Genomic DNA, 24,647 nt, shown 5'->3' with positions numbered 1-24,647 from the left:
GCGTATGGTGCTAATATTGTAAATCAGTTCTGTAAATAATAAGGGCGTTTATAACCAAATATGCTCTTATCAAACATCTCTTGCGTTCCTATGGCTGACTGCTTTCCATCTAAGCCTTTGATAATGAGTTTGATACTAATGCCTGTATCGAACTCTTCACGACCTTCGTTAACAAAGCTGGCAGCATCTAAGTTTGAGTTAATATGACGTTGATAAGCTATACGTACTGCCCAACAGCAACTTTCATATTGAAAGCCGGCATATGACTCTAAACTTCTATCTTGCTGTAAATCTTGCGTTAAACGCCCAACAAATGCCCAGTTTTCGTTAATGGCAATACTTGTTAAAAGGGAAGCTTGTTCTAAGCTATCTCCTGAGACATTACGAGTATAGCGATGGTTCAATTGAATTAAGTTATATTTATTGATTTGGTAATCAATATTAACTTGCCCTTTATTAGTAAAGTTCTCTAGGGTGTTGTATTGAATATCTCCACTTACTTGCCATTGGTGGTTTATTCGGTAAAACAAATCAGCTGCAACAGATGATTGTTTATTGTTAGTGTCGTCATTATCAGTTAACAAGGCATCGTTGGCAAGGTTGAGATTATTATCACCAAGATATTGAATACGACCTAGACTAACACGAATTATTTCCAAATTCTGTTCATCAAGTAGTCTACTAGTAATACCCCAAGTATATTGATTCGCTGCAGCAATCCTATCTATACCACTATAACGCGTATCACGAAAAATCCCGTGAAAATCGTCTTGCAAAATAGTGGTATCATATAAGCCAATATTGGATTGATCTTTCTCTGGAACATACAGATATTGCAATTGTGGTTCTAGGGTATGGCGATAGTTCTGTCCAAAAGCCGACAGTTGCCTATCAAAATTTACACCTGCATGTATACGCACCTTAGGTAAGGTTCTTTCTACCGATTCTTCTAATGAGCTTCCTGCAGTAATATTGTCTTGTTGATAATAAGTATGCAGCAACTTTACTTCAGAGTTCAAAAACCAAGCGGGCCTTGTAATTGGGAAGGTAAAGCCGGCTTCAACATGGTAACGGTTTGCTTCAACTTGATCTTTCTCTGATGATTGAAAATTAGTTAATTCAGAATACAGTTCAAATTGGCCTGATAAAAAGTTTAATGGTTGCTGAGCCGATAGTTCAATATGAGGTAAAGTTTTATAACTCGGTTGATGATCACCGAGTACTTCAAAATCTTGTAGTTGCAATGTTGCTTGCCACTGCTCACCAAAGTAAGCCAGTTCACCCGTTTGATAGAGGTAAGCATCATTTGAATTATACTGTCTGCTACCAATATCAACTAAATAGTTATCATCACTGATGGTGGTGTAATCAATATAAGCACGGAAATCCTCTGAAAAAGTGCCGATATGTTGAAAACGTGCTAAGTACCGAGGATCATCATTGGTTTTGATTTCTTTATCATGATGCAAATATTCAAGATCAATTTTACCCGTTTGTTGATCTATCAAATAACGAAACTCAGTTTGCACTTGCGTACCACGTTTAGACATATAACGCGGCGTGATTGTTGCGTCATAATTTTCAGCAATATTCCAATAAAAAGGGGCGGAAAACTCTACACCAGAATTGCTTGATGAGCTCAGTTCTGGATATAAAAAGCCACTTAAACGCTCTTTAGAGATTGGAAAAGAAAAGTAGGGAACATAAAGAATAGGTACATCGAGTACTCTAAATTGGGCATGATAAGCTTCACCAAAATCTCCCTTTGCAGAGAGGTTAATCTCAGAGGCTTTTATTTGCCAATCGGGAACTTCTTGTAAACAAGTGGTAAAGGTTGAATCGGTTAAACTCATCATACCATCATTGTTGATGGATAATTTCCCTGCTTGACCATGGCCTGGGTTACCATCTAATTGATATGATGCCGCAGTCATTTCGGTTGATCTATCCGTTTTACTCGCTTTTAGTGTCTTAGCAAAAATATTAATTTGTTTACCTTGGTAATGAATATTTCCAATGGCTTCAATTTGCATTTTTAAACGATTAAAAGAAAGTTTGTCGGCAATAATCTTTTGGTCTTTGTCTACTAGAATAACAGAGCCATTAAAAAGTGCGGTTTGATCTTGTTCAATGCTTGCTTCTAAAGAGGATATACGGATTGTGCTATCAAGCACCTCTGGCATGCCAATGGCAATATCATCAAATACGGGCAATGGACACATCATTACCCGAGTTTCAGGCATTGGGCTTGTATTTTCTACATTAGCTTGAGCTACTGATGACAAGCAAACTAATAGTGTAACTAGGCTAAAATTTAATGTGCGGGAAAAAAACATCTATTGTCCGGAAATGGTAAAAGTATTTATAAATTGATTTTATAGCGATGAATCAAGTATTTTAACGGCTAATTGCTTTATGATATAGCAATTTTTTCAGTTGGACTAACTTCTTATGGCATAGTTCATCAGTTGGTTAGATATTATTGTAAGGAATGCTTAAAAAAATGCATATTTGGGGTAAGATTTTAGGTTTTTTGTTTGGCTTCATGCTCAGTAAAAACCTGTTTGGCGCTTTATTAGGTCTTTGGCTTGGTCATATGTTTGATCGAGGTCGTGGTTTTAATTTTAATGGCATAGCTGGTGGTAAAGAAGATGAGATAGCTCGACAAGCTGCGTTTTTCTATACTACTTTTTCGGTAATGGGCCATGTTGCTAAAGCCAAAGGGCAAGTGACTAGCCATGAAATTATGTTCGCTAGTGCCTATATGGATAAGTTGGGGTTAAGCAGTGAACTGCGTGAACAGGCACAAGATGCTTTTCGTGAAGGAAAGTCAGCAGGATTTCCGCTTAAAGACCGTCTGGTCAAATTTAAACGTTTGATGGGTAACAGGCATGACTTGTTATTAATGTTTTTAGAAATCCAAGTTCAAGTGGCTTTTAGCGATGGAGAATTAGATGATTCGGAACGTTCTGTTTTACACACCATAGCAAAATTTTTAGGTTACTCCGCTGGTGAGCTTGATAAATTACTTGAAATGATTATTGCTGGAGCTAATTTTCATCAACAACAAGGTAGCAGAAGTTATCGCCAACAAGGAACGGGCAATATACCAGCAAGTGGGCAACAATTAGATAATGCTTTTAAAGTACTTGGTGTCGATAAAAACTCAGAAATAAAGGTCATTAAAAAGGCTTATAAAAAATTAATGTCGCAACATCATCCGGACAAGTTAATGGCTAAGGGCTTACCGCCAGAAATGATGGAAAGCGCTAAACAGAAAACACAAGAAATTCAAGCCGCATATGATTTAATTGAAAAACAGAAAAAATAACCACGAAAGTACCTTTGTGGCAATACTCGTAATTTCTAATACCAACTTTTTTTGAGATCTTAAGGCTATTTTGAATCGAATAGCCTTTTTTCCTATCTCGGAAGGTATTCTACCAACCAATAGCTTTTAGCCAGCTGTTAATCTGGCTAAATAATTCTTCTTCGGGATAATAGCCCGTCACGGTATTGTTCAGCTGACGTTGGCGATAATATACTTTCATCTCTTGCTTTGAAAAGGCTTTTCTTTGTGCTGCTTTGTTTAATACAAGTGGATTATCGTATTTAAGGTAAAGGTCAAGAATAGGCAATTCACTCGAAGCAACCTGATGGGCAAACTGTTCATTGAGACTATTAATGAATGCGTGGTTACTCTGTCGGTAACTACTTAGCATAATAAGTGCATTAGGCTGTAGGCTGCTATCTTGACTGTATATATCGATGAGTAGGGCGGCATTATTACCTTGAGCAATCACTAGTACTATTCCGGGGTATTTTCTTGCGGTATTCATGACGGCATTAAGCATGCTATTGAGTTTACTTTTATACTCTTTTAGCGTTAACTGGTTTTCTTCTTTTTGTTGCTCCACGGTAATGGCTGATGAGGGGTATCCTTCAGGTTTATTACTCGGTTGAATGGCAATAGTACTCCAGCCTTTAGCAGGCAATTCATTTCGTAAGTAATTAATTGCCTTTGGATTAGTAGCACCTTGTTGCCATTCGGGTAATAAAATTACAACGCCTTTACTGTTTGCACTGGTATACCTTTTCACTAAGGTTAAATAGTCATCAGGCCCAGCGAGAAGAGGTTGCACTTGCTCAGTTGCTAGGTAGTGTTTTAAGTCTTCTTTATGCTGCTTGGTTAATTCGATCGGCTTTTTAATAGCAGTAGTTTTATTGACTACTTTTGGCTTATTTTCTGTCGCGCTCTCAGGCTTTTTCTCTTCTGCCATGCTCGCGCAGCTAATAAAAAGAAGTGTAAACATAAGCGCAACGATTAACGTTGGGCTGAGTTTATTTCGGCTGATGTCAGGTAAACCTACTATATGCAACTTTTTTTCCTTAGTGGTCTCAAGGGTGTTTATCCGTTAGCAATGATTCTATAACGACCATAGAATAAAAAGCGTGACATAAAAAGAATTAATTAAAGGGGCAAGGAGCATTAAACGTAATTGCTTGTTCTGTATTTGGGTGGAATAAACTCAAAGTTAAGGCGTGTAGTTGTAATCTACTTCTCATTATTAACGCTTCTTTAGGTGCATAAAGTTTATCGCCTAAAATGGGGTGACCTAAGGCTAACATATGAACTCTAAGCTGATGAGAGCGTCCGGTAACCGGTGTCAATTCAAGCAAAGTACTTGCGTGTTCCTCGGTAGAATTATTGTGACTAAGCACGCGATAATGCGTTAATGACTTTTTACCATTTTCATGATCAATTTTTTGCTTTGGTCTATTAGGCCAATCTGATATTAAAGGTAAATCAACACTGCCTTCATTTTGTTCGACTAAACCCCAGACACGAGCAAGATAGCTTTTTTGAGTTTTTCTTTGTTCGAATTGACGGCTTATAGCAACATGGGCAGGTTTGTTCAATGCCATAATCATTATGCCTGATGTTGCCATATCTAACCTATGAACAACCGTAGCAGTAGGTAAAACTCTTTGTACTCTATTTTGTAAACAATCTTTATGTTCAGGTAAGCGACCAGGAACGCTCAGAATACCACTTGCTTTATTTAAGACAACAATATCATCATCTTGGTAAATAATATCAAGATAAGGAGACATAGGAGGGAGGTAGATAAAATCAGGGTTTGCGCTCATTACTTTCTCAGAAATAGAGGGCTATGTTCTGGTGAACTTAGCCCTATAATTTGTTAATGGGTAGCCAGTTAGACCGCTGGCATTAGTGGGTAACCACTATCATGCGAATTGCTTCAAAGGTCAATTGCGCTTTATCAATATAGTGAGTTAATTCCTCTTGTTGCTGACTAATAAAGTCAATCTCTTCTTGGCGTACACTAGGATTAATAGCTTTTAGTGCCGTTAATCTTTGTTGCTCCGATGAAAGCTTGTTTTGCATTGCCGTTAACGATTTCTCTTGGATGGCAACAATGTGTTGTGTGCCATGTGCTTCTGCTTTAGCAACCAAAGGCGTAATTTGTGATTTCAGTGCTTTAATAAGCTGTAATGCCATCTGTTTTTTAACAGGTGACAATTGTTTATCAAGTACTTGTTCACTGACTTTATCGGCTAAATTGTTGCCATTTTTGTCTACTAAAATGCGTATTGGCGTTGTTGGTAAGTATCGGCCCAGTTGTAAGTGAGCTGGTGCCGTTGCTTCAACAGTAAATAAGCATTCAAGGAAAAAGGTGCCTACGGGTAGCGCTTCATTTTTTAATAACCCAATACTGGCATTACCAATTTCATCACTCAAGACTAAATCCAACACACCGCGAACCATAGGATGATCCCAAGTTAGTAATTGATAATTTTCATTAACTAAGGCAGTGTCCCTATCAAAGGTAACGGTAGTGCCATCCTCTGGTAAGCAAGGAAAATTACTATTAAGCATGTGCTCGCTTTGATTAAGGGCAATAGCGTTATCGGCTTTGTCGTCTTGCTGCACACCAAACACATCGAGTGCCTGAAACATAAATTGAGGTAAAGCTATGTCATTATCGACTTTTTGAATTTTATTAACTAATTCAAGGGCACGTCCTTGGCCAGATGAATTCAGCTCTAATAACTTATCTCGGCCAGACTCTAATTCTGCTTTAATTGATAAATGTTTCTGCCAACTATTACTGATGAGTGATTCCGCCTCAGCTGACTGCTGTTGGCAAGTTAACGCTAATGAAAGTAATTGCTCGCCAAAGGTTTCAAAAACGACGCGACCGGTAATACACGTTTGTTCAAATGCTTGCATACCCTGTTGGTACCAATCAAATAATAACTGCTGTGCTGAATCTTCAAAGTAAGGCACATGTATACGAATTATCTCAGTTTGTCCTATACGATCTAAACGACCAATACGTTGCTCTAATAAGTCTGGGTTACTAGGCAAGTCAAACAATACTAGGTGATGAGCAAATTGGAAATTGCGGCCTTCACTACCAATTTCAGAACAAAGTAATAATTGTGCACTATCTTCGTCTTGGGCAAAATAAGCGGCAGCTTTATCGCGTTCAAATATAGATAGCCCCTCATGGAACACTGCACTGCGAATGCCTTCTCTTATACGAAGTACGGCTTCTAAATCCATCGCTGTTTGGGCGTGAGCACAAATGACTAAGACTTTTTCTTTTTTAAGTGACTGTAACAATTCAATTAAATAATCTACACGCGGGTCAAAATCAGTCCACGTTTCACTTTGTTGTTCTAAACCGTGTAGCATTTCGGGGGTGAAAAGATACTTAGCTTGTTTTGATTTTGCTAACGCTTCTGGACAATCACTGAGCATAAACTCATTAATGTTGTCTTGATATTGCTCCGGCATTTCCAGTGCTGCAGGCACGACTTGACGAGCAGGAAAACCTTTAATGGTATTTCGAGAGTTCCTAAACAAGATACGACCCGTACCGTGTCTGTCCAATAATTGTTTTAGCAAGCCTTGGCGTACTTTTGCTGATTGCTCGTCATCTGCTTGATTTAAATTAGCAAGCTGACTACTGATATCGGCTTCTTTCAATAAATCAGTGAGCGTTGTTTCTTGTTCATTGGAAAGCTTGTTGCCTTCGACTAACGCATTGGCAGCATCAGCCACTTCGCTATAATGAGACTCTTCTTCGGTAAACTTTTGATAATCATAAAAGCGGTCTGCATCAAGTAAGCGTAAGCGAGCAAAGTGACTTTCATGACCTAATTGATCAGGCGTCGCCGTTAATAATAAAACACCAGGGATAACTTGGGCGAGTTGCTCAATACATTGATACTCAATACTTGGGTTATCTTGTTGCCAATTTAAATGGTGTGCTTCATCGACAACCATCAAGTCCCAGTCTTCACTAACGAGTGCTTCATACCACTCGGGATTATTGGTAATAAAACCTAGGTTTACTAAGACCAATTGCTCTGAACTAAAGGGATTTGCTTTTTTGCCATCAACATAGTTATCTTGGCTTGTTTCAACACAACGTTCATTATCAAAGATACTAAAGTTAAGGTTAAAGCGGCGCAGCATTTCTACCAACCATTGATGCATTAATGACTCAGGCACTATGATCAGAATTCGTTTTGCCCGACCAGTAACTAATTGCTGATGAATGATTAGTCCTGCTTCAATCGTTTTACCTAAACCTACTTCATCGGCAAGTAGAACTCTAGGGGCAAAACGATTACCAACCTCATCAGCTATGTAAAGTTGATGAGGTATTACGCTAACTCGGCCACCAGTCAAACCTGTTAAATCAGATTGCTGCTGCTGATATTGATGTTGTAGACAATCTTTTCGTAAACGAAACCAGTCTAAACGATCAACTTGGCTATTGAGTAAACGGTCGTGAGGTTTATTGAACTTAATAAAATGATCTATCATCACTTCTCTTAAGACTATTTGCTCATTGGTATCTTGTCGTATGCCTTCGTAGCTGATGATGCCTTGGCTTTCACTATGTGAAATTACTTTTAAAGACCAGCCTTCGTGGCTAGGGATTAGATCATCTTTATTAAAAATAACACGTGTTAGAGGCGCGTTATCTTTGGCATATTTGCGCGATTCACCTGTGGCAGTAAAAACAATATTAACAAAGCGGTGTTCAACCCCTGTTACCGTTCCCAATCCTTGATCTGATTCACTGTCACTGATCCAACGCTGACCTACCTGAAATGGCATAAACTTACTTCTCCAACGATTGCTTAGTTATTACTTTGTCTTTGATTTAAAGCGAGACTAAACATTAAAAACTAGGGGTAAAAAAAAAGCGCTATAGTACTCCTAATCATAGACGGAATCATTAAAAAATTATGCTTGCTTAGTGATTATTAAGATATTATTGTGAATAGGCTATACTTCAAATACAGTATTGTTCTTTTATATTTGTTTTGTCAGTGACTCACGGAGATTGCTCATGACTAAAGAGAATATGATTAATGAGAATATGTTAAGTGATAATTTAAACCAAACGTCTCAAATCGAAGAGACAAGTGATCAACCCATAATCTATATATTAGATACCAACATCCTTTTGCACGAACCCTTCGCCTTTCTATCTTTTAAAGAACACGATGTTGTTGTTCCAATGACAGTGTTAGAAGAACTCGACTCAATTAAAGATAGACGTAAAGATGTTAGTCGAGATGCTAGAGTAGCCATTCGGGCGCTTGAAGACACGCTGCGAGATGCGAGTCCTGAACAAGTACTTACTGGAGTAAAGTTACCTCAAAATGATGATCAACACCCCAGTGGCTGTCTTGCCATTATTAATGATTATGCACTTGAGAAAACAGCTCATACACTATCTTTTAATGAAAATGATAACCGCATCATTAATGCGGCATTACATATTCAAGAAAAAACGCCGAATAAAAAAATCGTCTTAGTTACTAAAGATATCAACATGCGATTGAAAGCTAAGGGAGCAGGCTTAGCCCATGTTGAAGATTATAGAACCGATCAACTCATTGATGATATACAGTTCCTAACTAAAGGTTATCACCAATTTGAAGGCGACTTTTGGCAACACATTAATGCTGTTGATAGTGAAACCGAAGGAAGAAACACGACTCATTACATTGCTAAAGAGACAATCCCTTTCACTTATATAAATGAATATTTACTTGATGAAGGTGACAATTTTGCTGGTAAAGTGACTGGTTGGGATGATGATAAAGTTTCCATTTTAGACCTTGGACGTGACCGATTGTTAGCGAAAAGTGCTTGGGGCATTAATGCTAAAAATATTTATCAAGGCATGGCAATGGATGCTTTGCTAGATCCAACTATTGATTTGGTTATTCTCACAGGACCAGCAGGAAGTGGTAAAACGTTACTGGCCTTAGCAACTGCTTTAGAGCAAGTCATAGAAAGAGGGCTTTACGACAAAATAATTGTGACACGAAGTACTCCTGAAATTGCAGAGTCTATTGGGTTCTTACCGGGCACCGAAGAAGAAAAAATGGCGCCATGGCTTGCTGCTATAACTGATTCTCTTGAGGTACTACACCAACAAGATGAAAGTATGCATGGCAGCTTAAATTATATTATGGATAAAGCGAATATCCAATTTAAGTCGGTGAACTTTATGCGTGGGCGCAGTATTCAAAACGCTTTAGTCTTGCTTGATGAATGTCAAAACTTAACGGCAGCTCAATTAAAAACTATTATTACTCGGTGTGGTGAAGGTACTAAACTCGTTTGTTCGGGTAACTTGGCGCAAATCGATAGTAATTATTTAACAGCGGTTACCTCTGGACTGACCTATATTGTAGAGCGCTTTAAAAACTTTCCTGGCTCGGCTACTGTTAACTTAAACGGTGTAGTACGTAGTCGACTGGCTTCATTTGCGGAGGAAAATCTATAATTGATTTATGTACTTGGAAAAGTAACTTTGTAAAATACGTTACTTTTCCTTGCTCAACTCTTGTTTAATCCTTGTTTAAATTGGGAGACTGCTTTAACTTATCAGGCTATCTCACTATGTAAACGAATAGTTAAGGCATTTTAGTGTATTACCAAGCAGGTATTAATACAGTTTTTAGGCGCTATAATATCACTGTTGTAGTTGCCTTTATTGTCATTATACTTATTGCCTTTTCAGCCGCTTCTTTTCGTTATTTCAATCAAATTTCACACCATAAACAGCAAAGTTTAGCAGAGCTAAAACAAGAAGCTCTGCAGCTAAATCTGATGTTAGAACAAAGTGTAGAAGCAGTAGTTGGTATACAAGAATATGCCGAATACCTGCTAAAACACCCCAATGAAATTAATATCCCTATGCCTTCCTTGTTACAAGAGGAAGACATGTTTTATTTAAATAAGCCTCTTCATGATGTGATTCAACAAGGGAAGCGCTTAAGCAGTAATATTACTGGCTTAGGGCAAATAAGTCAGTTTAGAGCGCTAAAAAAACAAGAAATAGCCATGGCTAATGCGTTAACACCTGCATTTGTTGCTGCGCAAAATATTATCAAAGAAGCAACCTGGTTTTATTATATTTCCTTGGATAACTTTGTGAACATATACCCTTGGGTGGATCGTGAAATATGGCAATTCAGTGAAAAAGCCCTTGATAGTCATCACAACAAATCGATGAGGGGGTTAACGGCAAAAAGCAATCGGGTTATATGGTCGCCCCCTTATTTAGATGCTGCGGGCGGAGGGATGAATGCTTCACTAGGCACAGGTGTTTTTCATCAAGACAAGTTATTAGGTTCGGTAGTTATTGACCTAAACTTATCTCGATTACATGCTAGTTTGCCTGAGTTAGAATTAAATACTCAAGGTTTTGTTTTATATAATGAAAAGAATGACGTTTTACTTTCTAAGCGGTTAGGGAAGGAGTCATTAAGCTACCGTGCTTCTTGGCAAGATTTGTTACCTGAATCACTTCAAGGCCTAACTGCCGAGCATTTAGCTACAATAGGCGACAATGAACGTTTAGGTGATTGGTTTATTGAAAAGCAGTTGCTGACAGCTAATGGTTGGACTTTACTTAAATATCAGCAATATGAGGATTTTTCAGCGCCTCAATATAGTGATTTTATTTTTGTTTTTTCGATGCTTTTTATTGGTTTATTGGCGTTTCTGATGTTAGTTAATACCATGACAAAGCGTACATTTATTAAGCCTACTACTGAGTTTATAAGTCATATTGAATACTGTGCTGTAGGAGATCCTGGTAAAGTTTCACCTGCAGCAGATTGGTTACATTGGTTTCAAGTGGTTGAGGATATTTTTGCCCAAAACCGTAGTTTGTTACTACAACTTACAGAGCAAAATGATGTATTAGATAGTCGTGTTATTGAAAAGACCAAAGCACTACAGGAAACGAGTACTAAACATCAACGAGATTACGCGCTGTTGCGATCGGTAATGAATGCTATTCCTGAATTGATTGTTTTTAATGATCCCGATGGACGATTAATGGGGTGTAATAAGGCTTTTGAACGCTTGACTAATCATTCAGTTGAGCAAATGTTAGGAGGGCACTCAGTTAGTTTTATGCCAACCCCTCTGGCTGAAGAAATTAAAATACTCAATGCTTTGAATGATAATGTTTACCCTCAACAAGCCTTGATAAAAGCAGGCGAGTTTATCTATCAAGGTTATTGTAATCAATTCACTGATGAACAAGGTAACATTCTCGGTACTATCAGTATTTTTCAAGATGTCACCTTACAACAAAAGACACAATCGGCATTGGAAAAAGCGAAAGATCAAGCCGAGTATGCTAACCGTGTGAAAATTCAATTTCTTGCCAACATGAGCCATGAAGTGAGAACGCCCATCAATGCCATGCAGGGTATGATGGACTTATTAGCTCAGACTTCGCTAGATACTCGTCAACAGCATTATTTACTGAATGCACAAAGTGCCTCGTCAATCTTACTGCATCTTGTTGATGAGCTTTTAGATTTATCTAAAATAGAAGCAGGCAAAATGGTTATCGCCCAAGATGCAGTCAATCTGCCAGTTGTTATTAATAAAGCATTAAAACTTAATATTGCTAATGTTGATCATCAACGCGTTGAAATCATTGTTGATATGAGTGCCGATGTTCCTAGTAATGTTATCAGTGATGAAATGCGTCTAGTACAAGTGCTGGCTAATTTATTTAACAATGCAATAAAATTTACAGAACAAGGCGAAATTAGGTTATCAATTGATGTGCTATCAATAGATGATACCGTGGCCAAATTACGTTTTCGAGTGAGCGATACTGGCATTGGTATTGCCAGTCATAATCAAAAGCACCTGTTTCAAGCTTTTAGTCAAGCCGATGAATCTATGACGCGTAAATATGGTGGCTCTGGTTTAGGTTTGTCTATTTGCCAACAAATAATTAAGCTGCTTGGTGGGAAAATTGAACTCACTAGTCAGTTAGGTAAAGGCAGTGAACTTAGTTTTGTTTTACCATTCCAACTTGTGCAACGTGATGTTCTCAATAAGCAAAAAACAGTGATAGAAGGCGAGGCTGCTCAGCAAATCTCAGCCGAGTCCGAACCAAAATTGCCTGCTGAGCTAAGTCAGCCATTATTATCTAATATTACTGTTTATGTCGTTAATCAAAACGTTACAACTAGCTTTACCCGAAGTATTACTAAAATGAATTGGCAGCTGCATGTTGTTAGTAATGTTGAAGCATTACGCCATGTGAAGATAGTAAAAAATAGTGTCTTGCTTATAAATGAGACGGATTTTGTTCAGCAACAAAGTGAACGAGAGTTAAAAGTACCTTTAGCTGAGTTTAGATTACTTTGTTTGTGCCAACCTGCTTTGATACAGTTAGACAATAAAACCTGCCATTATTTGGACCAGCTTTCTATACCTTACCTTCTGGTGGATATGCCTTTATTCCGTTATGCGCTTGACCAAATATCACAAACATTATTTGATAACGTAGATCACACTGGGCAACAGAATAACAAGAATAGACTTGTCGCTGACAATGATCCGGTTAATCGACTGAAAGTCTTGGAAGAGCCTGATACTGATTTTCAGGAACGCTTGATGACGCCTGATGAACAGAATTTGCAAGGTGTGTCAGTTTTATTAGTCGAAGATAACTTAGTTAACCAATTAGTGGCTAAAGAACTATTATTGAAGATGCAGGCGAAAGTGACGATAGCTGATAATGGTCAAGGGGCTTTGGATTTCTTAGCAGAACAACGTTTTGATGTCGTCTTAATGGACATTCAAATGCCGATTATGGATGGGCTTACGGCAGCTAAACATATTAGAGCACAAGATAAGCATCAATCTTTACCTATCATCGCCATGACAGCCCATGCGCGAGAAGAAGACAAGCAGCAAAGCTTAGCGGCGGGAATGAACTTACATATGTCTAAGCCCGTTACAGGACAAGCTTTGCTCAGCAGCATAAAGAAAGTACTAAGTAACCTAAGCGCCGTATAAATAGCGTTTAGATCATACTTTTAAGTTAAGTTTTTAGAGAATAGTTGCTCTAATTTTTTGATGGTTTCATTAATTTTACTCACATCAGTTGGCGCAATGAAAATAGTATCATCTCCGGCAATAGTACCAAGAACACCATCACTTTTACTTAAACTATCAAGTAGTCTGGCAATGAGCTGTGCTGCGCCAGGACTCGTTTGAATGATGATCATAACCTCATTGTGCTCTATTTCTAAGACGAGTTGCTTAAGAGGGCTTTGTGCTGTAGGAACACCTAACTCTGCCGGTAAACAATAGACCATTTCTTGACGAGCATTCCTCGTTCTCACGGCGCCAAATTTACTGAGCATACGAGATATTTTTGATTGACTGATGTTATCAAAACCATTGGCTTTTAACGCATCAACGATTTCACCTTGAGAGCCAAACTGTTCTTGTTTTAATAAATCTTTGAATTCTTGTACGAGTGCTTCTTGTTTTTGTAAACCGCTCATAATGCGTAATCAACCCTGTAGTAGACTAAAGTGGCGTTTGTAATCAGTGTAAATAAAGATAGTATACGTCATCGCATCAGAATACTGAAAGTTAATATCTGAGTATAACAATTGTTTTTTACTTGCTTATGCTATATCTTTTGGGCAGCAAAAAATTAACGTATTTACTCAAATAATATTTTAATAACAAATTTTACAACAATTAAACTCACTTAGTTCCGGAGAGATCACATGAAAGTAGCTGTTTTAGGCGCCGCAGGCGGTATTGGTCAAGCATTATCATTATTATTAAAAACTCAATTACCAGCAGGTTCTGAGTTGTCTTTATATGATGTTGCGCCTGTAGTTCCAGGTGTTGCCGTAGATTTATCACACATCCCAACTGACGTTAAAGTTGCAGGTTTTGGTCGTGACGACCTTAGCGGTGCATTAACTGGTGCTGATATTGTTTTGATCCCAGCAGGTATGCCTCGTAAGCCAGGTATGGACCGTGCAGATCTATTCAACGTAAATGCTGGTATTATTAAAGTATTGGCTGAAGGCATTGTTGCCAACTGTCCTAAAGCATTAGTTGGTGTTATTACTAACCCTGTTAACGGCACTGTACCAATTGTTGCTGAAGTATTCAAAAAAGCAGGTACTTATGATGCTGCTCGTGTTTTCGGTGTAACTACTTTAGATGTTATCCGTAGTGAAGCATTTGTTGCTGAACTTAAAGGCTTAGATGTTGCAACAGTTAAAGTACCAGTTATTGGCGGTCACTCAGGCACAACTATTTTACCATTATTATCTCAAGTTGAAGGCGCTACTTTCTCAGATGAAGAAGTTGCAGCATTAACTCCTCGTATCCAAAACGCAGGTACTGAAGTAGTTGAAGCAAAAGCTGGTGGCGGTTCTGCTACACTTTCAATGGGCGCTGCAGCGGCACGTTTTTGTATGTCTTTAGTGAAAGGCCTACAAGGTGAAGATGTTGTAGATTATGCTTATGTTGAAGGCAATGGTGCTGATGCACAATTTTTCGCACAACCAGTACGTTTAGGCGTTAACGGTGTGATTGAAATTTTACCTTACGGTGAGTTAAGCGCTTTTGAACAACAAGCAAAAGAAGATATGCTTGATACTTTAAAGAAAGACATCAAAGAAGGTGTTGACTTTATGGCTAGCTAAGCTGCCGTAAACGAAAATATAAAAAGCCCCGTTATCAATCGATAACGGGGCTTTTTTGTTGCCAGAAATTGTTGCTTAAGCCAAGCAATAGGTGCTTGTTGTTTTTATTTTGAACTTAATGGCTGCGATTAGCAGCAATATGGGCTAACGCAATAAGTGCTTCTTTGTGTTCGCTATCAGCAATGACTTCAAGTGCCTTAATGGCCTTGTCAGCTTCAATTTCAGCTTGTTTCTGGGTATAACGTAAAGAACCTGTCTCTTCCATCGCGGCAAGAATTAACTCAAGGTTATCCATGCCGTTGCCAAGCTCAATAGCTTCTTTAATTAATTTTCGTTGGGCTTCACTACCATGCTCCATGGCATACAACAAGGGTAGTGTTGGTTTTCCTTCAGCAAGGTCATCACCGACATTTTTGCCCATTTCTTTAGCATCAGCGGTATAATCCATAATATCATCAACCAACTGAAAAGCCGTGCCTAAGTACTTGCCATAATCAGCCATAGCTTGTTCTATTTTACTGTCTTGCTTAGCTATTACCGCTGCAAGACGCGTTGCGGCTTCAAACAATTTAGCTGTTTTACAGTAAATAACCTGCATATAACTTTCTTCAGTGGTACTTGCATCGTTGCAATTCATTAATTGCAATACTTCACCTTCAGCAACAATGTTTGTCGCATCAGATAAAATATCCATAATGCGCATATCACCCAATTTAGTCATCATTTGGAAAGAGCGAGTATAAAGAAAATCACCAACTAATACGCTGGCACTATTACCAAATAAAGCATTAGCCGTTTCTCTGCCACGACGCATATTTGATTCATCAACGACATCGTCATGGAGTAAGGTTGCCGTATGGATAAACTCAATAATTGCTGCAATTTCCCAATGCTTTTCACCTTGGTATGCTAATGCTCGGGCTGCAAGCACTGTTAACATAGGGCGCATACGCTTACCGCCACCGTTAACAATGTATATACCGAGTTGATTAATGAGTGCGACATCTGATTGCAATTGATCATAAATAAGATCATTTACTGCTGTCATATCGCTTTGCGCTAATGCCTGTATTGCTTTAATATTTACTTTATTGCCCATACTACTTTTCTTTAGCTGTATTGATTGATTATTAATCAAAAGTATTCAATTAGTTGAGATGTTAAAGTTTACACTAAATTGTAGGCAAAAGTAGCTTTCTGATAGCTTAGTTCCAATTTCTTAGCGTAAAAGTAATTAAAAGCGAAAAATGACCAATAAAGTTAATAAATGATCACTTTTACGCTTGCCCTTGGTGTTTTCTTCGCGTAGAATTCGCGCCCTATATTTTTAAATTTAGCGTCACTAATATGATGACGCAGTACGGAGTAGCTATGTACGCGGTATTCCAAAGCGGTGGTAAACAGCATCGTGTAACCGAAGGACAAACAGTTCGTCTAGAAAAGCTTGAGCTTGAAGTAGGCGCAACAGTAGAATTTGATAACGTTTTAATGATCGCTAATGGCGAAGACATCAATGTAGGCGCGCCTTACGTTGCTGGTGGTAAAGTAGTTGCTGAGGTTGTTACACAAGCTCGTGCTCCTAAAGTTACCATTGTTAAATTCAAACGTCGTAAGCATTCACGTAAGCAAGCGGGCCATCGTCAATGGTTCACTGAAGTGAAAATTACTGGTATTAACGGCTAATAGGAGCATTTAGACATGGCACATAAGAAAGCTGCGGGTAGTACTCGAAATGGTCGCGATTCAGAAGCAAAACGCCTAGGTGTTAAACGTTTTGGTGGTGAATCTGTTTTAGCTGGTAACATTATTGTTCGTCAACGTGGTACTCGTTTCCACGCTGGTAACAACATGGGTATCGGTAAAGATCATACTTTATTTGCTTTATCTGACGGTAAAGTACAATTTGAAGTGAAAGGTCCAAAGAGTCGTAAGTTCGTTAGCATCATCGCTGACTAATAAGAACTGAGAACTCCAAAAACCTCGCTTCATAGCGAGGTTTTTTTTTAGCTTTTTTTTGACTTATTCGAGACTAATTAGAGATTCATTTTTAGTCGGTCAAAAATAGTTTATACTAGCGATAATTGAACAAAAATTACCATATTAGGGTTATTGAGATTCCATGAAATTTGTTGATGAAGTTGAGATCAGAGTTGAAGCGGGTGATGGCGGCAACGGCTGTGTCAGTTTCCGTAAAGAAAAATTTATTGAGTACGGCGGCCCTAATGGTGGTGATGGCGGCGATGGCGGTGATGTATTCTTGATCGCTGACGAAGGCTTAAACACCTTAATTGATTATCGTTTTGAACGTTTTCATCGTGCGAAACGTGGCCAAAATGGTCAGCCGCAAAACTGTACGGGTAAAAGCTCTGATGACTTAGTTTTAAAAGTACCTGTTGGAACGCGTGCTATCGATCAAGATACTGGTGAGCAAATTGGTGATTTAACGCATAAAGGCCAAAAGCTACTTGTTGCTAAGGGTGGCTGGCATGGTTTAGGTAACTTACGTTTTAAAAGTAGTACTAACCGTGCACCTCGTCAGAGAACTGATGGTACGCCAGGTGAAATTCGCAACCTTAAATTAGAGTTATTGTTACTTGCTGATGTAGGCCTTTTAGGTCTTCCAAATGCAGGTAAGTCTACCTTAATACGCAGTGTTTCAGCAGCGACACCAAAAGTAGCTGATTATCCGTTTACCACGTTAGTGCCTAATTTAGGTGTAGTACGTTTAGACTCACAACGTAGTTTTGTTATTGCCGATATTCCTGGCATTATCGAAGGTGCAGCAGACGGTGCAGGTTTAGGAACACAGTTCTTAAAACACCTTGAACGTTGTCGTATATTACTTCACGTTATTGATATTTTGCCTGTGGATGGCTCAGACCCATTAGAGAACGCTAAAGTTATTATTAGTGAGCTAGAGCAGCATAATGAAAAACTAGCAGGGAAACCACGCTGGATTGTCTTTAACAAGCTTGATTTAGTCTTAGAAGAAGAAGCGAAAGAAATTACTGATGCTATTCTGAAGGGGCTTGATTGGCAAGGTGAAGTGCATAGTATCTCTGCATTTAACCAGTTAGGTACTAAAGAGTTAACACAAAAAGTGATGACCTTTATTGAAGAATTACCTGAAGAAGTTGAAGAAGTGATTGATGGTAAAACCGTTGAGTTTAAATGGGATACTTATCACGAAGAAACTATCGCTGCTCATACTTTAGGTGATGACTTAGATGACGACGACTGGGATGAAGATGATTACGATGTTGAAGTAGAATATCGTCAATAACATTACCTGTTGACATAAAGCCCTTGTTTATTTTTATAAACAAGGGCTTTTTTTTATCTTTTTTTTAGCGATAATATAGAAAATAATTTTGAGAGTTTTGTATGACCATTTTATCGATGATAGTTGCGACGGCTGATAACAATATAATTGGCAAAGATAATGATATGCCTTGGCATTTACCAGCAGACTTAGCCTATTTTAAAAAAGTTACCTTAGGTAAGCCAATTATTATGGGACGTAAAACGTTTGAATCCATAGGTAGACCTTTGCCCGGTCGACGTAATATCGTTATTTCTCGGGATGAAAATTATCAAGCAGATGGCATTGATAGCGTTACTTCAGTTGAGCAAGCACTCGCCTTAGTTGATGGCAGCGATGGTAGTGAAGGTGCTGAAGAAATCATGGTGATTGGCGGCGGTGCTATTTACGCACATTGTTTAGCAAAGACAGACCGTTTATATGTTACCCATATTAAAGCGGCAATTGATGGTGATACCCAGTTCCCCAACTATGATGATGGTAGCTGGAAAAAAGTTAATAGTGACGTTAGAGACAGCGATGAAAAGAATGCCCATCAATTAGACTTTTGCGTTTATGAGCGCATAGCTGGCTAGCAAAACTTGAGTAAGAGCAGCTCTTTGACTCGATAAAGAGATATACCAAGTTGTGAAAATATAAAAAGGGTACGTTATTAACGTGCCCTTTTTTATTGTTCAGAGAACTGAGGTTTAGATAAGCTTGTATCAAGATAAAAGCTGTGAGTTACAAGATTAGGCAACCTAAGATATCCGCTTGAGCGTCTTATTCTGTATTGATGCTTTTTAAGTGAGTATTTAACTGCCAAAACATTAACACTTCTACAGATACAGATACAGATACAGATACAGATACAGATAACACGACAACTAACCATGTTTGGGAAAATTCAGTTGATAAAACGGCATCTTCAAAAAATACCCATAAGAAAACCCATAACAAAGGAAAGAGTAAAGAATTTGACCGCAAGTGGAAATGACAAAGCAGTCATTTTTGATATATAACTTGCAACATTATTGTTGCCGACTATATGAGTATTAAAAGTAGCACTGACGCCAAAAATAAGAACTCCAATCATCAATATTGCCTCGACGGACTGGGGTAATACTTTCTCTAGGACTTAACGCAATTATATAAATTGATAACGTTAAAAATATCGATCCAGCTAAATAATAATTCTTCCAGTCATTATCAGTTAACTTACTATTTTTTATATCTTCCGATAGTGCTTTTGTATTCCAAAAATACATAACTATTCCTGAGTTTGATTAAACACATAACGCTTATTGCTCTTGTATGGATAATAAACCCATAAACTAGCCTAAAACATTGTGTTATTATTTTTCGACTCCTTTGGAACAGGCTGCCCAACTCCCCAATGTTCAACAATTTTACCCTCTTTCATTCGAAATATATGGATGCCTGCACCACCAAGGGATTTAGGTGTATGTTTGACGTGAAGATGGAGCCAAACAAGATCACCTTCGGAAGCACTTCGCTTGATAGACATTGAAAGTTCAGGGTATTTCTTATATCTACTTGCAAATAAGCTTAATAATGCATCTCGCCCATCATGTATGTTCGGTGCATGCTCAATAAAGTTTTCGCTATAGCATTTATTACGCAAAATATCTAACCGATGCGATGACTCAAGATCGGGGCGATTTTCAAGTATTTCCATACAATACAAAGCTTTATTTAGGTTCGACTCCTCTAGAGTTGTTCTTTCGCTTTCTTTTGCATGAAGTTCACCGCCTAAAGTAAGCGTGAAAATCCCAAAGAGCGTAGCTTTAATAGATATCATTCCAGTATTCATATATTCCCTTATATCAGCTGTATCAGAAGGTAAATGCCTATAGTAGCTTATTATGCAGATCTCTCAGTAACTCTCATCCACTTAATGGTTAAATAAAGTAACTCAATATTCTTTAATTTCAAAGTCTTATTGCATTATTTTCATATGCTTAAATAAAATATTGTACTGTTCGATGTGTGTTACTAAAACTTCTTAGTAACACACATGATTTATTCATTAGAAAATATTGGAGAAAGATTAATTACTAGTGTCAGCTAAGCGCGGTGAATTCAATGGATCGAGACATAATCACTTTTGCCACATTGAAGACATTTGCCATTTATATGAAATTGTTCATTTTCATTAGATTTTGTATCGATAACGCTCTACTCTGCGGGCAATGGGGCGTAGCGAGTCTTGCTCCGCTGGAGTAGCTTGTTATATGGTTTGCTATTTGGGTCGGAGTGTCTCAATAATCTGAGCATCCACCCAATAGATAGTCACATCTGCGTTTCCGCGTTTTACCCGACGATCAAAGAAAAGAAACTTGCCATCGGGTGATACACTTGGATTTTTTTCAGAGGCATCGGTATTGATCTTGTCGCCCAAGTTGATGGCAGGGCCCCATGAACCATCTGCCGCTCTATAACTGATGTATAGGTCAGATCTGCCATATCCACTTTCTCTGATGCTATCAAAGATAATGTAGCTTTCATCCGGTGCAATGAAGGGGTGGGCATTGTATTTGCCGATGCCAAACTGCGGGCCCAGTGACTTCGGCGTCTCATATTTACCGTCAACCAAACGTGAATAGCGCAGAGGCGTATCCAACTTTCTAGTATAGGTATCAAAATAAATGGTTCCGTTCGAGGAAATAGCAGACCGCATAATGCCGATACTTGCGAAAGGTTCACCAAGACTTTTCATCTCTGACCAACCGTCGCTTGTGCGTTCTATATATCCATTTTTGAACAAAATGGTATTTCCATCGGGAGAGATAGATGGTTCGCTCACGGCCTTCGCGACAACTGAATGCTGCCATTTATTATTTTTATATTCAATGACTGCCAGTCCATAGGAAACTTCATCTCCTTTAAATGCTCCAACTTTAACTACGCCGCCATATTCTTCACCTTCTCTAACGAAATAAAAGGTATTTATGTCCGATCCGAACATGCCCTCAAGATCGGTAGATTCTTCTCTATTAACAATACCTGGTGCAAAAATCTCAGGTGTTGAGCCTGGTGTCGTTTGACCGAGATAGGGACCATCTGGGATGGGAAACTGATCCTGACTATAACTCTTGCTACTGCAAGCTAGAATAAAAAATAGCAGAGTAATTAAAATACCAATATATTTCATATTATTGTCCTTATTCTATATTCAGTAGAATGCTAAACATCTGGCTCTAATAACACCTATTAATATTACGTCCACATGATGAAGGTCAACATAGTCGTAGTACAAACAAGACCAAAGTGGCGGAATTCACGTTGAATAACTTGTGAGTGTCTTATTGGTACTAAAAAATGGCCATTGATAATTCACCTTGGTTCAAAAACGAGTTAGAACGAATGACAGTAATGTCGGATCAGAAGTCATAAGGGAGTCATTAATGCTAACGACTGCTTTAAGTTTTGGAACTGCCGTTAGTAGAGCAAACTCTAACGTCAACAATGCGCACGATGAAGACATGACAGAAAATGCCACCAAGCGGTCTTAATTCCGGCTGGAATTTATCACAACAAATAGTCCGCTTAGCCACCAAAGGAGCCAGTCATGCTGTTAGCCGTTAGTTTGAATTTACTTCAAAGCTCCATGAGCAGACACTCGATCTAAATCTCAATAGGGCGTATGCTTTAGCCTATAGAAGTTTACTTATTTGCATTACATTATAAGGATATAGAATGTTAGAAAAAATAATAAAAATTGAAAACATCAAGCAATGGCAACATAAAGGCGGCTTAAATCAAAGCTTTGATAAGCTAAACTTGATCTACGGGCGAAATGGTTCTGGTAAGTCTACTCTTTGTAAACTATTCAACTTTATCAACGAAGATAACAAACCAAGTATCGAAGCATTGAAACCTATAGAGTCAAACGGAAACCAGAACCTAACTCTTCGAATTGGTGGCTCAAACGTAACTCTGAACGCTTTACAAGCCACGCATAGATTTCAGGTTTTTAACCAAGAGTTTATTGACAATAACCTTTATATCTCTAACGCTAAGGATCGTAGCCAACTAGCTAATTATTATGAGTTTTCGCTTGGTAGTGTGTCTGTTCAGAAAGAACAACAGATTGAGCAATTTAAAGCGGAAATTGACACACTAACAAGTCAGTTAAGCCCAATAACCACAAGACTCACTACCAAATTCTTGTCTAAAACTCCTACTCAAATACGCAAAATTAAAGCAACTCCAAATGCTGATGAAGAGATAACAAAACTAGAATCACAAATTCAAGATCTTAAAAGCGTTGAACACTTCAATAAGCGTAGAACCCTTTCTCAACTGAGTTTTGATAAGCCTGAACTTGATACTAGCGTATTTACTTTAAACATCGAGTCTCTATCTAAAGAAGCTCAAGAAAAAGTAGATGAGCACATTACTAAGAATCTCAAAGAGCAAAATAAGCAATGGATTGAAACTGGAACTAAGCTAATAACAGATTCAGGTAATTGTCCCTTCTGCTCTCAACCGCTATCAGACTCAAGTGTTTTTGGGCTATATCAAGAGTTCATTAACGAATCATACCTAACTGCAAGCGATAATTTTGAAAAGCAAAGCGGTGAGCTGGAATCAAGTGTGCTTGATATTGGAATTAAGCTTGAAACTCTTGCAAAGCTTGTCGAAACAAACAATGAAATCATCAATGAATGGTTAGACCGAATCGACCCTATCCCACTGAATTTTGATTTTTCTGAACAACAAAAGCGAACAACGTCTCTATCATTAGAGTGCTCTACACTTATCAAAAACAAACAGAAAGATCTTCTTTCAATTACAGATTTAATTAAGTTCAACGAGATATTTGACCAGATTTTTCACGGGTTGGATTTCACTGAATACAACAAAGCCGTAGCTGATTTTAACACCTCCATCACTTCATTCATTAGCGGTTTGGCAACAGGTTCAACTCAACCACTTCAATCTCAGATCGATACCATTAATGAGACTAAGTTGCGATTCACTAATGATGTTGTAGATGATTTAGCTAATCATAAGACTTTAAGTGATGATAAGTCTGCTAAAACCAAAAAAGTCAAAAAACTTCGTGAAGAGATAAATCAAGAGCAAGAAGATAATATTAAAGTTCATAAAGATTCTATCAATGAAATATTGAAGAATTTTCATTCTATGATTCGTCTCAAAGAGTTAGGTAAAGATAACAAAGGTAAAGGTGGTTCTACTCGACTGAAGTATGTCATTACTTTTATAGGTAAAGAATTATCGGTAGAAAACGAGAACGAAAACAGACACATATTTGAGCATGTTTTAAGCCTCGGAGATAGATCCGCCCTTGCATTAGCATTTTTTTTGTCACGATTTTCGAGGACAAATGATGATAATTCGATCATCATTCTAGATGACCCAATGAGTTCACTAGATAGTTATCGAAAAGACGCTACCATCATTCAAATTGAAAAACTGGTTAACAATAACTATCAGACTATTGTGTTAAGCCACGATGCGTTTTTCTTATCTGATATTTATAAACATTCAATATTATCCCAACACGCTAAGTGTTTTGAGATTGAAGTTTCATATAAGGATTCAAATCCGCTTGCTCCCGATAGCACTAAGTATATCTCTAGTAAATTGGTTGATAAGGCTAACTATGACTCATATGTTCTTCACTCATATCACAAAGAATATAATAAGCTTTGGGATTTTGTTTCCGTTGGGAGTGAATCAGAAAAAGTTGAGGTCGCTCGTTCAATTCGACCTATCCTAGAAGCTCACCTGAGATTCCTATATCCAAAAGATTTTGATGAAAATATTTGGTTGGGGGGAATGATTACTATGTTCCGTGAAGAAACAGATAATAATAGTCACTTCTTCGACACTAACGGGAGAATTGACTCAATAGCTAAAATAAATGAGTTCTCCAAAGACTATCACCATGCGGACGGCTTTGATACAAAGATCCAAGAACTTGATTTTCAAACTGTTCAATCATACGCAAAAGAGACATTACAGTTTATCACTGGCCTGTAATTTAAGTTCCGTACTCATATGAATTAATGAAGGCTTTTAGTAATTGTAACTATTAACTTTAGAGTCAATGACACTAGTAATTCCATCCTCAATAAGTCCTTTTTGAATAGCTTGGTAAATAACTGCGTAATACTATGATGCCGATCGCTCAATACCATTCAAGCCGATCACTTTTTTGTCTGCCAGTAGACCTCAGTAAAATCTAACTTGAGTGATCGGCATCAGTCAAGGAATTTAGTTTTTTTCGCAT

Annotated in this window: 19 protein-coding genes; 9 read left to right on the top strand and 10 right to left on the bottom strand. The window is 38.0% G+C overall.

Annotated features, from left to right (window positions below):
- Positions 1–23: 23 nt before the first annotated feature.
- A complete protein-coding gene (locus ND2E_RS18990; protein WP_223303512.1) occupies positions 24–2,285 on the bottom strand; it encodes an LPS-assembly protein LptD in 2,262 nt (753 codons plus the stop codon).
- Between the two features lie 218 nt (positions 2,286–2,503).
- On the opposite strand from ND2E_RS18990, the gene djlA reads away from it, so the two are divergent.
- On the top strand, positions 2,504–3,331 hold the full coding sequence (gene djlA / locus ND2E_RS18995; RefSeq protein ID WP_033092251.1) for a co-chaperone DjlA: 828 nt from the start codon (positions 2,504–2,506) through the stop codon (positions 3,329–3,331).
- A 109-nt stretch (positions 3,332–3,440) separates the two neighbouring features.
- Here djlA and ND2E_RS19000 read toward each other — a convergent pair whose 3' ends face one another.
- The 3 genes from ND2E_RS19000 to rapA form a co-directional block, all read right to left on the bottom strand.
- Entirely contained in the window at positions 3,441–4,379 is a 939-nt protein-coding gene (locus ND2E_RS19000; RefSeq protein WP_223303511.1) for a DUF3530 family protein, read from the bottom strand.
- Positions 4,380–4,467: 88 nt separating this feature from the next.
- Positions 4,468–5,151, bottom strand: a complete 684-nt coding sequence (locus ND2E_RS19005) for a pseudouridine synthase (RefSeq protein ID WP_033092249.1) — start codon at positions 5,149–5,151, stop codon at positions 4,468–4,470.
- Positions 5,152–5,233: 82 nt separating this feature from the next.
- On the bottom strand, positions 5,234–8,161 hold the full coding sequence (gene rapA / locus ND2E_RS19010; protein ID WP_033092248.1) for an RNA polymerase-associated protein RapA: 2,928 nt from the start codon (positions 8,159–8,161) through the stop codon (positions 5,234–5,236).
- A 265-nt stretch (positions 8,162–8,426) separates the two neighbouring features.
- On the opposite strand from rapA, the gene ND2E_RS19015 reads away from it, so the two are divergent.
- Both ND2E_RS19015 and ND2E_RS19020 read left to right on the top strand, forming a co-directional pair.
- Positions 8,427–9,848 carry a PhoH family protein gene (locus ND2E_RS19015; RefSeq protein ID WP_052056256.1) on the top strand — a complete coding sequence of 474 codons (1,422 nt, stop codon included), beginning with the start codon at positions 8,427–8,429 and terminating at the stop codon, positions 9,846–9,848.
- A 143-nt stretch (positions 9,849–9,991) separates the two neighbouring features.
- Positions 9,992–13,402: a PAS domain-containing hybrid sensor histidine kinase/response regulator gene (locus ND2E_RS19020; protein WP_033092247.1), complete on the top strand. Its 3,411-nt coding sequence runs from the start codon at positions 9,992–9,994 to the stop codon at positions 13,400–13,402.
- 20 nt (positions 13,403–13,422) lie between these two features.
- On the opposite strand, the gene argR is transcribed toward ND2E_RS19020, so the two are convergent.
- Positions 13,423–13,896, bottom strand: a complete 474-nt coding sequence (gene argR / locus ND2E_RS19025; protein ID WP_033092246.1) for a transcriptional regulator ArgR — start codon at positions 13,894–13,896, stop codon at positions 13,423–13,425.
- A gap of 231 nt (positions 13,897–14,127) precedes the next feature.
- On the opposite strand from argR, the gene mdh reads away from it, so the two are divergent.
- Positions 14,128–15,063, top strand: coding sequence for a malate dehydrogenase (gene mdh / locus ND2E_RS19030; protein WP_033092245.1), 936 nt, complete (start codon positions 14,128–14,130; stop codon positions 15,061–15,063).
- A 115-nt stretch (positions 15,064–15,178) separates the two neighbouring features.
- Here the strand turns inward: mdh and ispB are convergent, their stop codons facing one another.
- Positions 15,179–16,162 (bottom strand): octaprenyl diphosphate synthase, encoded by a 984-nt coding sequence (gene ispB / locus ND2E_RS19035; protein ID WP_033092244.1) that lies wholly within the window; start codon positions 16,160–16,162, stop codon positions 15,179–15,181.
- A gap of 272 nt (positions 16,163–16,434) precedes the next feature.
- Here ispB and rplU point away from each other — a divergent pair, with 272 nt between their 5' ends.
- The 4 genes from rplU to folA all read left to right on the top strand — a co-directional run bounded on the left by rplU (position 16,435) and on the right by folA (position 18,960).
- Positions 16,435–16,746, top strand: coding sequence for a 50S ribosomal protein L21 (rplU, locus tag ND2E_RS19040; RefSeq protein ID WP_033092243.1), 312 nt, complete (start codon positions 16,435–16,437; stop codon positions 16,744–16,746).
- Positions 16,747–16,761: 15 nt separating this feature from the next.
- On the top strand, positions 16,762–17,019 hold the full coding sequence (gene rpmA / locus ND2E_RS19045; RefSeq protein WP_033092242.1) for a 50S ribosomal protein L27: 258 nt from the start codon (positions 16,762–16,764) through the stop codon (positions 17,017–17,019).
- Between the two features lie 163 nt (positions 17,020–17,182).
- Complete coding sequence (gene cgtA, locus ND2E_RS19050) at positions 17,183–18,346, top strand: Obg family GTPase CgtA (RefSeq protein WP_033092241.1); 1,164 nt, start codon at positions 17,183–17,185, stop codon at positions 18,344–18,346.
- Positions 18,347–18,447: 101 nt separating this feature from the next.
- Entirely contained in the window at positions 18,448–18,960 is a 513-nt protein-coding gene (gene folA / locus ND2E_RS19055) for a type 3 dihydrofolate reductase (protein WP_033092240.1), read from the top strand.
- Positions 18,961–19,147: 187 nt separating this feature from the next.
- Here folA and ND2E_RS22895 read toward each other — a convergent pair whose 3' ends face one another.
- The 4 genes from ND2E_RS22895 to ND2E_RS19060 form a co-directional block, all read right to left on the bottom strand.
- The gene (locus ND2E_RS22895) at positions 19,148–19,351 is read right to left on the bottom strand and encodes a hypothetical protein (RefSeq protein ID WP_150113697.1); all 204 of its coding nucleotides are present in this window, start codon (positions 19,349–19,351) and stop codon (positions 19,148–19,150) included.
- Positions 19,352–19,419: 68 nt separating this feature from the next.
- Complete coding sequence (locus ND2E_RS22890; protein WP_150113696.1) at positions 19,420–19,632, bottom strand: hypothetical protein; 213 nt, start codon at positions 19,630–19,632, stop codon at positions 19,420–19,422.
- 71 nt (positions 19,633–19,703) lie between these two features.
- The gene (locus ND2E_RS0121160) at positions 19,704–20,198 is read right to left on the bottom strand and encodes a nuclear transport factor 2 family protein (protein WP_052056203.1); all 495 of its coding nucleotides are present in this window, start codon (positions 20,196–20,198) and stop codon (positions 19,704–19,706) included.
- Positions 20,199–20,627: 429 nt separating this feature from the next.
- Complete coding sequence (locus tag ND2E_RS19060; RefSeq protein ID WP_052056202.1) at positions 20,628–21,539, bottom strand: TolB family protein; 912 nt, start codon at positions 21,537–21,539, stop codon at positions 20,628–20,630.
- A 545-nt stretch (positions 21,540–22,084) separates the two neighbouring features.
- On the opposite strand from ND2E_RS19060, the gene ND2E_RS19065 reads away from it, so the two are divergent.
- Complete coding sequence (locus tag ND2E_RS19065) at positions 22,085–24,397, top strand: AAA family ATPase (RefSeq protein WP_033092239.1); 2,313 nt, start codon at positions 22,085–22,087, stop codon at positions 24,395–24,397.
- Positions 24,398–24,647 lie beyond the last annotated feature (250 nt).

This window comes from Colwellia psychrerythraea, from assembly GCF_000764225.1.
GTDB classification, from domain to species: Bacteria; Pseudomonadota; Gammaproteobacteria; order Enterobacterales; family Alteromonadaceae; genus Colwellia; species Colwellia psychrerythraea_D.
Note: the sequence above shows the minus strand (reverse complement) of the source record. Positions and strands in the feature narration are given on the sequence as shown.